This window comes from Brevundimonas sp. GW821-FHT10E09 (genome assembly GCF_058809375.1).
On the sequence record NZ_JBXASO010000006.1, the window covers coordinates 166,193 to 180,129 of the forward strand.

At 67.0% G+C, this 13,937-nt stretch carries 16 protein-coding genes and 3 tRNA genes; 6 read left to right on the forward strand and 13 right to left on the reverse strand.

The window, feature by feature from the left end:
• Positions 1-311 precede the first annotated feature (311 nt).
• The 9 genes from AC1RSI_RS07810 to AC1RSI_RS07850 form a co-directional block, all read right to left on the reverse strand.
• Positions 312-387: transfer RNA gene (locus AC1RSI_RS07810), tRNA-Phe, on the reverse strand.
• Between the two features lie 63 nt (positions 388-450).
• On the reverse strand, positions 451-615 hold the full coding sequence (locus AC1RSI_RS07815; RefSeq protein ID WP_008259215.1) for a DNA gyrase inhibitor YacG: 165 nt from the start codon (positions 613-615) through the stop codon (positions 451-453).
• Positions 612-1,652: a ribonuclease E/G gene (locus AC1RSI_RS07820; RefSeq protein ID WP_154725603.1), complete on the reverse strand. Its 1,041-nt coding sequence runs from the start codon at positions 1,650-1,652 to the stop codon at positions 612-614. The genes AC1RSI_RS07815 and AC1RSI_RS07820 overlap by 4 nt, the downstream gene beginning before the upstream one ends.
• A complete protein-coding gene (locus AC1RSI_RS07825) occupies positions 1,649-2,224 on the reverse strand; it encodes a Maf family protein (protein ID WP_008264047.1) in 576 nt (191 codons plus the stop codon). Before AC1RSI_RS07825 ends, AC1RSI_RS07820 begins: the two co-directional genes overlap by 4 nt.
• A gap of 12 nt (positions 2,225-2,236) precedes the next feature.
• Positions 2,237-2,455: a translation initiation factor IF-1 gene (gene infA, locus AC1RSI_RS07830; protein ID WP_154725604.1), complete on the reverse strand. Its 219-nt coding sequence runs from the start codon at positions 2,453-2,455 to the stop codon at positions 2,237-2,239.
• A 103-nt stretch (positions 2,456-2,558) separates the two neighbouring features.
• The gene (locus AC1RSI_RS07835; RefSeq protein WP_008260730.1) at positions 2,559-3,041 is read right to left on the reverse strand and encodes a UPF0262 family protein; all 483 of its coding nucleotides are present in this window, start codon (positions 3,039-3,041) and stop codon (positions 2,559-2,561) included.
• A complete protein-coding gene (locus AC1RSI_RS07840) occupies positions 3,038-3,538 on the reverse strand; it encodes a DUF2948 family protein (protein ID WP_040349425.1) in 501 nt (166 codons plus the stop codon). Before AC1RSI_RS07840 ends, AC1RSI_RS07835 begins: the two co-directional genes overlap by 4 nt.
• Positions 3,528-4,817: a UDP-N-acetylglucosamine 1-carboxyvinyltransferase gene (gene murA / locus AC1RSI_RS07845; protein WP_154725605.1), complete on the reverse strand. Its 1,290-nt coding sequence runs from the start codon at positions 4,815-4,817 to the stop codon at positions 3,528-3,530. Before murA ends, AC1RSI_RS07840 begins: the two co-directional genes overlap by 11 nt.
• A 102-nt stretch (positions 4,818-4,919) precedes the next feature.
• Complete coding sequence (locus tag AC1RSI_RS07850) at positions 4,920-5,114, reverse strand: hypothetical protein (protein WP_154725606.1); 195 nt, start codon at positions 5,112-5,114, stop codon at positions 4,920-4,922.
• 110 nt (positions 5,115-5,224) lie between these two features.
• Between AC1RSI_RS07850 and AC1RSI_RS07855 the strand changes: the two genes are divergently transcribed.
• From AC1RSI_RS07855 to AC1RSI_RS07865, 3 genes are all read left to right on the forward strand, one after another.
• A tRNA-Thr gene (locus AC1RSI_RS07855) sits at positions 5,225-5,299 on the forward strand.
• A 66-nt stretch (positions 5,300-5,365) separates the two neighbouring features.
• Entirely contained in the window at positions 5,366-6,664 is a 1,299-nt protein-coding gene (locus tag AC1RSI_RS07860) for an amino acid permease (protein ID WP_230307541.1), read from the forward strand.
• Positions 6,665-6,993: 329 nt separating this feature from the next.
• Positions 6,994-8,112, forward strand: coding sequence for a hypothetical protein (locus tag AC1RSI_RS07865; RefSeq protein ID WP_154725608.1), 1,119 nt, complete (start codon positions 6,994-6,996; stop codon positions 8,110-8,112).
• 291 nt (positions 8,113-8,403) lie between these two features.
• Here the strand turns inward: AC1RSI_RS07865 and AC1RSI_RS07870 are convergent, their stop codons facing one another.
• The 4 genes from AC1RSI_RS07870 to lipB all read right to left on the reverse strand — a co-directional run bounded on the left by AC1RSI_RS07870 (position 8,404) and on the right by lipB (position 11,945).
• On the reverse strand, positions 8,404-9,003 hold the full coding sequence (locus AC1RSI_RS07870; RefSeq protein WP_230307542.1) for a hypothetical protein: 600 nt from the start codon (positions 9,001-9,003) through the stop codon (positions 8,404-8,406).
• Positions 9,004-9,051: 48 nt separating this feature from the next.
• Entirely contained in the window at positions 9,052-9,546 is a 495-nt protein-coding gene (gene msrB, locus AC1RSI_RS07875; protein ID WP_035309738.1) for a peptide-methionine (R)-S-oxide reductase MsrB, read from the reverse strand.
• A gap of 74 nt (positions 9,547-9,620) precedes the next feature.
• The gene (locus AC1RSI_RS07880; protein WP_154725609.1) at positions 9,621-11,105 is read right to left on the reverse strand and encodes a hypothetical protein; all 1,485 of its coding nucleotides are present in this window, start codon (positions 11,103-11,105) and stop codon (positions 9,621-9,623) included.
• 123 nt (positions 11,106-11,228) lie between these two features.
• Positions 11,229-11,945, reverse strand: coding sequence for a lipoyl(octanoyl) transferase LipB (gene lipB, locus AC1RSI_RS07885; protein ID WP_154725610.1), 717 nt, complete (start codon positions 11,943-11,945; stop codon positions 11,229-11,231).
• 65 nt (positions 11,946-12,010) lie between these two features.
• On the opposite strand from lipB, the gene AC1RSI_RS07890 reads away from it, so the two are divergent.
• From AC1RSI_RS07890 to mgtE, 3 genes are all read left to right on the forward strand, one after another.
• Complete coding sequence (locus AC1RSI_RS07890) at positions 12,011-12,262, forward strand: FliM/FliN family flagellar motor switch protein (RefSeq protein WP_008260376.1); 252 nt, start codon at positions 12,011-12,013, stop codon at positions 12,260-12,262.
• A gap of 97 nt (positions 12,263-12,359) precedes the next feature.
• Positions 12,360-12,444: transfer RNA gene (locus AC1RSI_RS07895), tRNA-Leu, on the forward strand.
• Positions 12,445-12,509: 65 nt separating this feature from the next.
• Positions 12,510-13,928 carry a magnesium transporter gene (gene mgtE / locus AC1RSI_RS07900; protein WP_154725611.1) on the forward strand — a complete coding sequence of 473 codons (1,419 nt, stop codon included), beginning with the start codon at positions 12,510-12,512 and terminating at the stop codon, positions 13,926-13,928.
• Positions 13,929-13,937 lie beyond the last annotated feature (9 nt).

The following is a 13,937-nucleotide window of genomic DNA, read 5'->3' on the forward strand; positions in this document are numbered from 1 at the left end:
CTTTGGCGAACCCTTACCGGAGCGTCAAGGGAGAACAGCCGGATTTCACCCGCCGGGCGAAGTTCGAGCAAGTCTTGCTCCTTTCGACCGCCAGCAGGCCGGAAAGCGACACTTTTGTGATGATTTCGCCGCGATTAGCGCAAGCTTGTTCGAAAGCCATAATCCGGAGGAGTTTTTTACTCCTCTGAGAGCGTTTCTCAGATCATCCGCCCCCAAAGCAGTCGATCAGCATCGTTTCAGATGACGTCGTTCCATGGAACGAGACGCTTAGGCTTGGTCATTTCAGGGAAGGTCGGCGCGCCGACGAAAGATGGTGCCTGGAGGCGGGTTCGAACCACCGACACGCGGATTTTCAATCCGCTGCTCTACCAGCTGAGCTATCCAGGCGCCGACGCGGCGTCGCGAGAGGCGGGTCTATAGGCGAGCCGTTTCCGCCTGTCCAGCGTCGTTTCAGTCCTTTTCGCCATCATCTTCGGCGCCCTCGTCCAGGGCGGCCGGGATGGCGTAGCCGCCCGTGAACCAGCGCTGCAGATCCACTTCCGAGCAGCGGCGCGAGCAGAACGGCTTGTACTTGGGATCGGCGTCGGCCTTGCGGCAGATCGGGCAGGTGCTCATCGATCAGGTCCTTCGATACGTCCACACCCGCGCCGCACATCGGCGTCGGCCCGCACCGACGCGCGCGGCCCCATCCGGGCGGCCAGGGGGCCAAGAAGCGCGGCCTCGTCCGGCGCACAGCGCGCGACGACGCGCGCAGACCGGGTGTCGGACAACAGTCGTCGGCGCAGCGCCCGGGCCAGGGCCAGGACTTCGGTCTGGACCGACGGCCGGCGGCCGGCCTCGAACAGGATCTCTTCTATAGGGGTCCGCCGCCAGGGCAGCGACATCTGCAACAATCCGAACCGGCTGATCGGACCGAACACGGCCTGGGGTTCGTGGGAGAAGGCCGCGCGGGCCGCCTTGTCCCCGGCGGCCGCGTCCTCCGCATCGCCGACCAGGTCGACGACGATCAGCCCGCCCCAGTTCCGCAGGCTGATCAGCCGCGCGGCCTGGTTCAGCCCCAGGCGATTCGCCGCCGCCCGCGCCTGTTTCGGATCACGCCCCGTCCCGGCCGTATGATCAATGTCGACGGCGATCAGGGCGCGGGTGCGTTCGATGGCGAGGTCGACGCCGTGGGAGCTGAAGACATGGCGGGACGCCAGAGCCTCTTCCTCCGCCTCCGTCACCGCGTCGATGGCGGCTAGGCCCGTGGTCAAGCCCCCGCCTCCGGCGAGGTCCCGCAGCTGGGCGGCGATGCTGGGCGCGGCCTCCAGCAGGCGGGGCGCCCCCTCCCCCGGCCCAAGGCGGCGCAGGACCGCGCCCTTGCCGGCGCGCGGCTCGGCGACGACCGTCGCCTCCAGCCGTTCGCCCTGGGTCAGACGTTCATTGCGATGGAAGGGCAGAAAGGCCGGCGCGCCGGCGCCCAGATCGACGAAGGCGCCGCGCAGGCCGGGATTGATCTCGGTCACCCGGCCGACGGACCGTGCGCCCAGGCGATGCTGGGGCAGATCGCTGTCACGATGGATCAGCAGATGAGTATAGCGGCCGTCACGCAGGACGGCGCCGCGGGTCTCGCCCGGCGCTTCATCGAGGAAGACCTCGATCTCGCCGCTCATGCCCGCCAGCCGACGCCATGCAGCAACTGCACCGCCTCATAGAGGGGCAGGCCCATGACGGCGGGATGGCTGCCGACGATTCGCTGAACAAAGGCCCCGGCCGGGCCCTGGATGCCATAGCCCCCGGCCTTGCCGCGCCAGTCGCCGGTGGCGACATAGGCGGCGATCTCGTGGTCCGACAGGGGCTTGAAGCTGACGCGGGTCTCATTGACCCGCGACGACAGCTTGCCGTCGCGCACGACGGCCACGCCGGTGAAGACCCGGTGATTGCGGCCGGACAGCAGCTTCAGGAACCGCGTCGCCTCAGCCTCGTCCGCCGCCTTCTCCAGGAAACGTCGTCCCACGGCGACCACCGTGTCGGCGGCGATGACCACCGCGTCGGGCCGTCGCGCCGCAACCACCTGGGCCTTGGACGTGGCCAGACGTTCGGCGAGGCGCGGCGGCGTCTCGCCCTTCAGCGGCGTCTCGTCGATGTCGGCGGGATCGATATGGTCGGGCGTGATCCCGACCTGCGCCAGCAGTTCGATGCGGCGCGGGCTGGCCGAGGCCAGCACCAGCTCAGGCCGGCTCATACGAGCCGTCCCCTACTTGAAGCGATAGGTGATGCGACCCTTGGTCATGTCGTAGGGGGTCATTTCCACCAGAACCTTGTCGCCGGCCAGCACGCGGATGCGGTTCTTGCGCATCTTGCCCGCCGTGTGGGCGATGATCTCGTGGTCGTTCTCGAGCGTCACGCGAAATGTGGCGTTCGGCAGCAATTCGCTGACGGTGCCGGGAAACTCGAGCAGTTCTTCCTTAGCCATGCGGCCTCTCACGCCCGTTGAATATGCGTTCGACCCCACGCCGGGCGGGCGCGAGGGGCGGAATGGAGGGGCCTAATGCCCGAAAATGCAGAGATAGTCGAGGTCAGCCGCGACGGTAGAGGGCGCACAAGAGCGTAAACAGCCGTCGCGCCGTCTCGTGATCGACGATGATCTTGCCATCCAGCCGCGTCTTCAGCTGTTCGGCCCCCTCGTTGTGGAGGCCGCGCCGGCCCATGTCGACCGATTCGATCTGGCTGGCCGACGAGCCGCGCAGGGCCTCGTAATAGCTGTCGCAGATCATGAGATAGTCCCTCAGCACCCCCTTCAGGGGCGTCAGGCTGATGGCGTAGGTGCGGGTGAAACCTCCGCCGTCGATGTCGAACACCAACCGGTTGTCCTGCAGCGACAGTTTCAGCCGATATCGTCCGCCCCCCTCTGCATCGTCAGGCGCGCCGACGGGTTCGAAACTGTTCTTCTCGACCAGGTCGAAGATGGCGACGCGGCGCTCGTGCTCGATCTCGGCGGTGGCGGCGGGAAGCGTGACCGTGTCCAGCTCAACCGAGACCAGCTTGTGGACGCCGCTCATGCCGCGCTCCCTTCATCGTTTTCAGGCGCGTTCAGAGGGACCGCATCCAGATGCGTCGGGGCGATCCGCGCCGGCCAGCGCTCCGAGATGTCGGTCACCACGGCGTCCAGGCATTCGACGTCGATCCTCAGATCGCCACCGCCGGCGAACATCAGGATCACCCGTCCGCCCGGCGCCTCGGTCGGCATGAAATCCAGGGCCAGCAGTTCCAGCGAGGCGTCGGGGCTGCGCGACAGGCGCCGGCTCTTGACCGCCAGCACGTCCCCGAACTGCATGGCGCACATCACCCGCGTCCCGCCGCACTCCCAGCAGAAGCGGCTGAAGGCGATGGTCAGGGTGCGGGCGCCCTTTTCCCACACGATGTCGACCGGCCGCAGAATGGCGTCCTGAAGCGCGGCGGAGATGATCTGCAGATCGTCGGCGTCCTCGGCCAGCAGGCGCAGCGGTTCGACCGGCGCCTTGGCTTCCGTGACGACGCCGTCGATCTCAGTGCTCATCACCTGTTCCTTTAATCCGTCGGATATCCGCCCCGCACGCGCCCAGTTTCTCCTCCAAACGCTCGAACCCGCGATCCAGATGATAAACCCGGCCGACCGTCGTCTCGCCCTCGGCGACCAGGCCGGCGATGACCAGGCACATGGAGGCCCGCAGGTCGGTGGCCATCACCTGGGCGCCGTGCAGCCCCTCGACCCCTTTGACCTGGGCCTCGCCGGCGTGAACCGAGATCTCGGCTCCCAGCCGGGCCAGTTCCGGCACATGCATGAACCGGTTCTCGAAAATGGTCTCGCGCACGGTGCTGACGCCGTCGGCCGTGGTCATGAGGGCCATGAACTGGGCCTGCAGGTCGGTGGCGAAGCCGGGATAGATGGCGGTCTCGATATCGACCGCCTGCAACCGCACCTTCGGATCGCGCTTGATCAACACGCCGTCGGCGGTGGGCGACACGTCGACGCCCGCCTCGATCATCTTGTCGGTCAGGGCCCCGATCAGCTCGGCCCGCGCCTTGGTCAGACGCACCTCGCCCCCCGCCATGGCGGCGGCGACGGCGTAGGAGCCCATTTCGATTCGGTCGGGAATCACCGACCAGGTCGTCCCGTTCAGCGACGAGACGCCGGTGATGGTCAGGACGTCGGTGTCGATCCCCTCGATCTTCGCCCCCATCGCCGTCAGGCAGCGGGCCAGGTCGCCGATCTCCGGCTCGCGCGCGGCTCGGCGCAGCACGGTCGTGCCCTGGGCCAGCACGGCGGCCAGCAGGGCGTGTTCGGTGGCGCCGACCGAGACGAAGGGAAACTCGATCTCCGCGCCCTTCAGACCGGACGGAGCCTTGGCGGTGACATAGCCTTCATCCAGCTCGATCTCGGCGCCGAGCGCGGTCAGGGCCTGGAGGTGCAGATCCACCGGACGGGCGCCGATGGTGCAGCCGCCGGGCAGCGACACCTTGGCCTCGCCCGTGCGGGCCAGCAGCGGGCCCAGCACGTTGAACGAGGCCCGCATCTGCCGCACCAGATCATAGGGGGCGAAGGTCGAAGTCAGGGCCTTGGCGTGGAACAGACTCTCCTGCCCGTCCGCGCCGTCACGCTCGGTCACTTCAATGCCGAACTGGCGCAACAGCTGGCCCAGGAACCGGGTGTCCGCCAGACGCGGCATATTGGTCAGCAGCAAGGGCTGATCCGTCAGGATCGAGGCGGCCATCAGCTTGATGGCGGAATTCTTGGCGCCGCTGACGGGAATATCCCCGAAAAGCTGGGCGCCGCCCTGAATGGCGATGCTGTCCATGACGTCCTTAAGCGCGCCCGAAGTAAACGCCTCGGGGGGAGGGTTCTCTAGCAAGCCGGCGCGCGCTTGCCAAAGGGCGGAACGGGCGCGGGCCGATGACTTTCAGTTGCTGTCTTTTGGCGGGGCGGGCGTGCGGGCCGGCGCCTTGCGACGCTTCAGGTTGGCGCGCAGGGCCGAAGCCAGGCGGATGGCCCGGTCCGCCTTGGCCCGTTCGACCTCCGACGGCGCCGAAATCTCGGGGGGCGAGGCCGCAGCGGCGGCGGGCGGCGTGTCGGCGTCAGGCGGGGGACGAGTCATGTCCGGATCATGCCGCGATCAGGAGCCGTGTCCAAACTTTCTTTCAGATCGTCAAAAAGCCGCTTCCCTCCCCGGAAGGGTTTGGCTATACGGCCGCTTCCTCAGTCGGGGCCGCCGTAGCTCAGTGGTAGAGCGCATCCTTGGTAAGGCTGAGGTCGTGGGTTCGATTCCCCCCGGCGGCACCATCTGAGACTGAAAAGGCCCGGCGCAAGCCGGGCCTTTTTGTTATGCGCGATCAGGAGAAGACCGGCATGATCGACACGCGGAAGACGGAGCCGCGCAAGCTGGGCTGGGCGCTGGCCGCCCTGCTCGTCACAGGAAACATGATCGGCTCGGGGGTCTATCTGCTGCCCGCCTCCCTGGCCTCGGTCGGCAGTTCCAGCATGGTCGGCTGGGTCGTGGCCGCAATCGGCGCCCTGCTGCTGGCCGGGGTCTTTGCCGGCCTGGGGCGCCGGCTGCCCGCCGCCGACGGCCTGTCGGGCTATGCCGAACAGGGACTGAGCCGATTCTTCGGCTATCAGGCCTCGATCGGCTACTGGGTCGGCAACTGGCTGGGCAATGTCGCCATCGCCGTGGCCGCCACCGGTTATCTGGCGCATTTCTTCCCGGTGCTGGCGGAATGCTGGCCCAGCGCGATCTGCAATATCGCCCTGCTGTGGCTGACCACCTTCCTCTATATGGCCGGACCGCGCGCCGTGGCGCGTTTCGGCGGTCTGTCGCTGGGAATCGGCCTGATTCCCCTGGCCATAGCCGCCGTCGCCGGCGCCCTGGCCTTCGATCCCCAGATTTTCGCCGCCTCCTGGTCGCCGGACGGCGCCGGGCTGGCGGCCAGCGTACCCGCCTCGATGGCCCTGATCTTCTGGGCCTTCCTCGGCTTCGAGAGCGCCGGGGTCGTGGCCCAGCGGCTTAAGAATCCTGAGCGCGACGTCGGCCGCGCCACCTTCGCCGGGGTCGGCCTGGCGGCGGTCATCTATATCGCGGTCAGCGCGGCGATCTTCGGGGTGATTCCGGCGGCTGAACTGGCGAAATCCAGCAGCCCCTTCGCCGATGTCGCCGCACGGGTGATCGGCGGCGGCGCGGCGGGCTTCGTCGCCGTCTGCGCCATCGCCAAGACCCTGGGCACCCTGGGCGGCTGGATGATGCTGACCGGCGAGACCGCCCGCGCCGGGGCCCGCCAGGGCTTTCTACCGCGCGTCTTCGGCCGGGGCGCCCTGACCCCGCCCGCCAATCCGCTGATCCACGGCGGCCTGATGACCCTGATGGTCCTGATCAGCGCCCAGCCGCGCCTGGCCGGCCAGTTCAGCCTGCTGATCGGCGCGACCACCGTGCTGTTCCTGATCGTCTACGGCCTGTGTTGCGCCGCCCTGTTCCGGTTCAGCGACCGCTGGCCCGCGCGCCTGGCCGCCCTGGGCGGGCTGGGCTTCTGCGGCTGGGCGGTCGTCATGTCGGGCTGGACCTTCCTGGGCATCGCCCTGGCCTTCTTCGCCGCGACGACGGTGGGATGGGCTTTCGTTCGCAAGACGGGCGATCCGACGGAGGGGTTGGTCTAAAAGTGTAGGAACGGACGTCGAGAACGTCAGCTTAGGGTGGAGGCTGTGTAAAAACTCGGAGCAACCGATTTTCCCGGCAATTATTTAGCTCTTATTTTCTGATAGGGAAGCAGTATCGAAACATACCGCCAGATAGCCTCGTCTGATCGACAGGATTTTGCCGCCAGTTTTCGCAGAGACGAGTTTTTACACAGCCTCGGTGGAAGGCGGACGCTCGCGGTGAGGCCTGCCATGGCAAGGTAGTAAGCGCTGCGTTCTGATTGCAAAGCTCGGCTTTGGCATGCTGTTGTCCGCCGCTGGCGATTTGCCGTGGGGACGATGAAGCGCAAATGACGACTTATGGTCCGCCGAAGCAGCAGCACGAGAAGCACGGTCGTCGGATCTCGTTTTGGCTCGTTATCTTTGGGCTCTCTGCCCTGGCCTTAGCGGCGTCAGCCCTGGCCCCGACCTTCGGGTTTCTGTTCGCGTTTTTCGGCCTTAGCCTCCCTTTGGCAATACTTCTCAATGTCGCGCTGCTGGGTGTCGCTTGGGACGCCACGCGCGGGCACCTCCCAAAGACGCTTTTGATGCTACCTATGTTGCTATACGGCGGCTACTTCATTGCTGCCGGATTTGCCTGGCTCGACTTCTATCGCTGGCAAGCCGATATCGAACGGCGCAACGCCGCCTTTGACGTTCCTTTCGACCCGTCACGCGACGCTCTCTACGACGTGGATGCGGACACGGCAGCGGGTGCCTGGCTTCTTGAGCATTATCGGATCCGTGCAGCCTTTGCGAAGTGGAATCGGTTCGACGGGCGGGATGCGCAAGCGCTCCTGGCACCGAAGGAGTTTTGCGACGTTCCTATTCCGAACCGCGTCGACATAATCGCGCACGGTAAAGACAGTTGTATGGTCTACGTCCCTGCCTCACCCCCAACGGCAGCCGTCCGGCTGCGCGCCGAGATAGGTCTGGAAGAGCGAGGCATGAGCCGGGCTCGCCTAGTGTCTTTATCAGTGGCTCGCCCAGGCCAGGTCACCCGCACCCTAACCACGGCCGTGGTTAGCCTGCCGGGTCCGATACCGTTGCCCGTCTTCGGGTGTGGCGCATCCGGCGGCTGCTCTGGAGCTTGGCTCGGACCGGTCAGGACCATTGGTCCACACGCCGAGAATGTGGAGGCCCCCGACGCAGCACCTGCTCGCCTGCTTGTTAATGCTTGGCGTCTGTCCCCGCGCGAGCCGGCTCCGCCGGCTAGTGATCCAACCTGGACCGAAGTGCGCGCGCGTGTCGCGCCTGAGGTGGAGGCCGCTAAAGCCCGCATCGAGCGCGCCCTACAAGAGCCCACGTATGACCCCGAGGCTTACCCTTACGTCCTTGCCAAGCTGGATCCCGCCTGGGCTCGTAAGGTGGGGTGCGAGCGTCTCCGCGCCTACGCGGCGGAAAAGCAGGGCGCGCCTCCCGACTGCTGAAATGACCACAGACCGCGCATAAACCGGCCCTTCATCCTCTCGCCTGCAAGCGGACATCACGAGGGTCCGCCATGGGTCGAGGCTGTGTAAAAACTCGTCTCTGCGAAAACTGGCGGCAAAATCCTGTCGATCAGACGAGGCTATCTGGCGGTATGTTTCGATACTGCTTCCCTATCAGAAAATAAGAGCTAAATAATTGCCGGGAAAATCGGTTGCTCCGAGTTTTTACACAGCCTCGGTCGATCTGCGACCTCGGCGCTCAGCCTAAAACTGGACGATGCGATAGCCGCGTCAGTCGTAGGCCGACAGCCCCCGCCGCCACGAATCGCGCTCATCGGCGTCCTTGTCCTTGCTCCAGCTGAACCCCATCGACAGCGACTTGCTGGTCGAATCGGCGCCGTAGCCGCGGCCGGACCAGCCGCCGTAGGGAGAATAGAAGCCCGGCCCGCGCAGGCCGTATCCGCCGCCGTAGCCGTAACCCCAGGGCTGGTTGCGGCCCTCGCGATAGGCCAGGTCCAGACGGCCGTTCTCGCCGACCGGCAGGGACACCGCCGCGCCATAGCTGCGATAGCCGCCCGTGCCGATGCCGGCCTCGACCATGCCGTGCATCTGGCGGTCGTCCTGAGGGCCGGGCGCGGGGGCTTCGTCGAAGCTGGCGCCGGGAGTGCGGCTGTCGATCCAGTGCTGGATCTGCTGTTCGGTGGTCAGGCCGTGGGGCGCGGCGTCCTGGGCCGTGGGGGCGGCGACGGCGGCCTCGGGCGCGGCGGCCATGGCCTGGGCCAGGGTCGGAGCGTTCGAGGGCGCGGTCGTGACCACGCCGTCGGGATCGCCGCCCGACATCGCGCCCGGCATCGTCAGAGCCATACCCGCCAAGAGTCCTGCGATCAGCATGCGCCGCCTCCGTTCGAAATCATCCTAGCACAGCGAATGCGGCCAAGGTCAGGCGTCACCGTCGCCGCGGTGCAACGGATCCGGCAGGGGTTCGCCCTCGGCCACGAAGCTCAGGGCCACCGAGTTGATGCAGTAGCGGTTGCCGGTCGGCGGCGGGCCGTCAGGGAAGACGTGGCCCTGGTGGCTACCGCAGCGGGCGCACTGGGTCTCGATGCGGACCATGCCGTAGCTGGTGTCGCGGATTTCATGGACATGGGCCGGATCGACCGGCTCGGTGAAGCTGGGCCAGCCGGTGCCGCTCTCGAACTTGGTGCGGCTGCGGAACAGGGGCAGGCCGCATTCGCGGCAGCAGAAGACCCCGGCCCGCTTCTCGCCCAGCAGGGTGCCGCAGAAGGGCGCCTCGGTGCCGTGCGACAGCAGGACGCGCTTCTCCTCGGGGTTCAGGTCGGCTTCCAGCCGGGCGCGTTCGGTGTCGTCCGGCGGGGTCAGGTCATAGCCGGAGGGCGAGCGCAGGCGGTCGGACGGGGGGGCGAGATCGGTCATGCCTCCCAAATAAGAAGGGGCGGGCCGAGGTTCCACCCCTGCCCGCCCCCGCAGTCCGTTCGATCCGGACGATTTTACTGGAACAGAGTTCCCACCCAGGCGCGGACAGCGGCCTCGTCGGTCGGATCGCCGGCGTAGGCCAGGCCCTGGGCCGGGGTGAAGGGCATGTCATTGCCGCGCTGGCGGGTCATCCAGGCCTTGTGACCATAGCTGAGGTCCGCATAGTTGGACGGCAGGCGCAGGACGGTGGGCTCGATGAAGATCGAGTCCTCGGCCGTCACCGATCCGGCCAGGCGCACGTTCGGCAGACGGGTCAGCAGGTCCAGCGTGTCCAGGCAGCCGCTGGTGCAGCCGCCGTCCACCAGAACGATGACCGGACCGGCGACCGGATTGGCCGTGCCGGCGTCCGGAACCGACGGGCGGCCCGGCAGGGTGAAGGTCGCCTGACCGGCGGCCAGGGCCGAGTCGAAGGCGGCGACGATGGCCTGGGTCTGTTCGATGACTGCGCCCGATTCCTGCACGAAGCGCGGATCGGCCTGCATGCGGTTCAGGGTGTCGACGAACCACTGACGGTTGGCCGGGGTGGCGCGATAGGTGATGGAGCCGGCCTCGGGCTGGCGGCTGACGGTGAACTCGGGCGTCCAGATCCGGTTGGCCAGGCCATAGCCCCGGCCCGTCGCGTTCAGCGACGCGCCATTGGCGCCCCGCAGGTCGATGACAAAGCCCTGAGGCCCGCGGAGGGCGGCCAACTGGCCTTCGACGGCGGCATAGAAGGCGTCCCAGCCCGCTTCGTCGACCAGACTATGGACATGGACCCAGGGACGGCCGTTGACCGTCTCGATCGCCAGGGGATTGGCCGGGGGCATATAGACGGTGGCGCGATAGGCGGTTTCCAGCGCCCCGGCCTCGACGGGTTGGGGCTGCATCTGGAACTCACGCTCCCGACGGCCGACCTTGAAGGTGCAGAGCGACGGCACGCCGCTGGTCAGCGGATTGTTGCGGTTCCACAGCAGATAGGGCGCCGTGCGGACGCGGCCGGCCTCGGTCGTCAGATCGCCTTCCCAGCGGTCCAGGCGTTCGTCAGCCAATTGCGCCGCAGTCTTGTCGCCGCACTTCACCAGGGTCGAGCCGACCGGCGGAAGGCTGCGTACGCCGGGCTTCACATAGGAGACCACATATTCGCCGTTGCGCCACGCCGTCGTCAGACCCGGCCAGCCGATGGCGAAATAGGGGCCCAGACCTTCGTAGGTCGGGCGGGTCGCGATGTTCGAATCGCGGAAACCGTTGGCGTAATAGCGCAGCAGATAGGCGTGGCTGTCGCCGCTGTTGACGCGGCCCGCCTTGCTCTGGGCGTCGGCCAGGCCGGTGTCGATCCAGGCCCGGAAGGCCTCGCCCGGCGCGCCGGGCACGACGGCGGCGGGGTGGTTGGCGGCCAGGACGTCATGGACCGTCTGCAGGTCCTGCTGCGCGAGGGCGCGGAAATCCTGGGCGGAGGCGGCGCCGGCGGCCAGTGTCAGAGACACGACGGCGGCCGAGGCGGCGGCGATCAGGCGGTTCATGGAGGCTCCTGGGCTTGGGCGATAAGCTGGCGCGTCGTTAAACCTTATGCCTCCCACGCTTGCCAACCCCCGCCGCCGTCCTTTCGCCCAAATGTCATACCGATTGCGGCGAAGCGGCGCAGGTCAGAGGGGGGAAGCCGTTTCGACGGTCGCGCCGAAAAGATGATGAAAACTGGTCTTCAGCGCCGCGTCCGCCTCGTCCATGGCGGCCAGAACGCCCAGATCGACCAGGCTGGTGACCCCGTGCTCCTGGATGCCGCAGGGCACGATGCCGCCGAAATGATCCAGATCCGGCTCCACGTTCAGGCTGACGCCGTGGAAGCTGACCCATTTGCGCACCTTGACGCCGATGGCGGCGATCTTGTCCTCACGGCTCCAGCCCGCACCCTTGCGCTCGACCCAGACCCCGACCCGACCCTCGCGCACGTCGGCCGTCACGCCGAACTGGGCCAGGCCGCCGATCAGCCATTGCTCAAGCCCCCTGACGAAGGCGCGCACGTCCCGCCCGCGCCGGTTCAGGTCCAGCATGACATAGGCCACCCGCTGGCCCGGCCCATGATAGGTGAACTGCCCGCCCCGCCCCGTCCGGTGAACCGGGAAGCGGCCGGCGTCGAGCAGGTCCTCGTCCCGCGCCGACACCCCGGCGGTATAGAGGGGCGGATGTTCCAGCAGCCAGACCATCTCCCCCGCCTCGCCCGCCGCTATGGCGGCGACACGCGCCTCCATGAAGGCTTCGGCGGCGGCGTAATCGACAGGGCGGGTCGCCACCGCCCATTCGACGGGGCGATCGTCGTCGCGACGCAGCTTCTGAAGTTCAGGACTTAACGGCTCGGCAAGCATAAGGCTTCAATGTGCAGCTTGAGGCGTTTCCGCAAGGGACGACCTCATAGTGAACGAGAGCGCCCGTGTCCCAGATCAACGCCGTCGACGTCGAAATCTCAGTGGTGCTGGGCCGTATGGTGCTGCCGATGTCGCAATTGCTGCGCATGGGTCGGGGCGCGGTGATTCCGCTGGACGCCTCCGAAGGCGACGAGGTCTGGATCCTGGCGAACAATCACCCGGTCGCGCGCGGCGAGATCGAGATTCGCGACGACCGGATCGCCATCACCGTGACCCGATCGGCCGACCTCTACGACTTCATGGCCGGTTCGGCCTGACGTATCCACAAGCTGAAACGCACAAAGCGCGACAGGGCTGAAAAGAGAGCCTTTCCTTTTCCGGCGGCTTCGTCTATTCGCCGCCGCTCCGATGCGAGCGGTCGTGGCGGAATTGGTAGACGCGCAGCGTTGAGGTCGCTGTGGGGCAACCCGTGGAAGTTCGAGTCTTCTCGACCGCACCATCTGGCTAAACAGGGCGATTCATCGGCTAACTACGGCTGGACATTCTACCAAGGGAGGCGACCACGTGAGCACCACGGACTCCGCCTTCGCTCCAGCCGAAGCGCCTGATAACGAAGACCACGCCGCCCTGGATGAGGACTATGTCCTCACCCCTCAATTCGTCGAAAAAGTCGTGGACGCCGCCGACGACGGCGACGGCATGCGGCTGCGGTCCCTGCTGGAGGATCTGCACCCCGCCGACGTCGCCGACCTGATGGGCTTCCTGACGTCGGAACACCGCGCCGTCGTGGTGCTGTGGCTGCCGCCGGAGCTGCTGGCGGAAACCCTGCCCGAACTGGACGACGGGATTCGGGAAGAGGTGCTGGAGCGGGTGCCGCACGGCACCCTGGCCGAGGCCCTGCAGGAACTGGATTCCGACGACGCCGCCGCCGTGGTCGAGGACCTTGAGGACGACCAGCGCGAACGCGTTCTGGCGGCCATGCCGGACGTCGACCGCGCCGCGATCGAGAGCAGCCTGGGCTATGATGAGGAGTCCGCCGGCCGCCTGATGCAGCGCGAGGTGATGGCCGCGCCCCAGTTCTGGAGCGTGGGCGACACCATCGACCACATCCGCAAACAGGGCGACGACCTGCCGGAGCTGTTCTTCGACATCTATGTGGTCGATCCGCTCAACCGCCCCGTCGGGGGGGTGCCGATCAGCGGCCTGCTGCGCGCCCCGCGCAGCGCGGCCCTGGCCGAACTGATGGAGCCGGTCAACGAGATCGCCGTCGATCAGGACCAGGAAGAGGTCGCCTATATCTTCGAGAAATATCACCTGATCTCGGCCCCCGTCGTGGACGCGGCCGGTCGGCTGGTGGGCCAGATCACCGTCGATGACATCGTCAACATCATTCAGGAAGAGAACCGCGAGGACATCCTGCGTCTGGCCGGTGTCGCCGACGAGGATCGCGGCTCGTCCGTGTCCGAGATCGTGCGCGGTCGCGTGCCCTGGTTGGCGATCAACCTGGCGACGGCCGCGCTGGGCGCCAGCGTCATCGGTCTGTTCGAAGGCACCATCCAGCAGATCGTCGCCCTGGCCGTGCTGATGCCCATCGTCTCGGCCATCGGCGGCAACGCCGGGACCCAGGCCCTGACCGTCACCGTCCGCGCCCTGGCGACCCGCGAACTGAACTCGGCCAACGCCATGCGGACCTTCCTGCGCGAGCTGGCGGTCGGCGTCGCCAACGGGCTGGTTCTGGCCCCCCTGATCGGGGTCGCGGCGGGATTCTGGTTCCGCGACGAGGACTGGCGGATCGGTCTGGTCATCGGGGCGGCCATGATCCTGAACCTGCTGGTGGCCGCCTGTATCGGCGTGCTCACGCCTTTGACCCTGTCAAAGCTGAAGTTCGACCCCGCCGTCTCGTCGGCGGTGTTCGTCACGGCCACGACCGACTTCTTCGGATTCCTGATTTTCCTCGGTCTGGCCACCATGGTTTTGCTGTAGAAGCCTGGC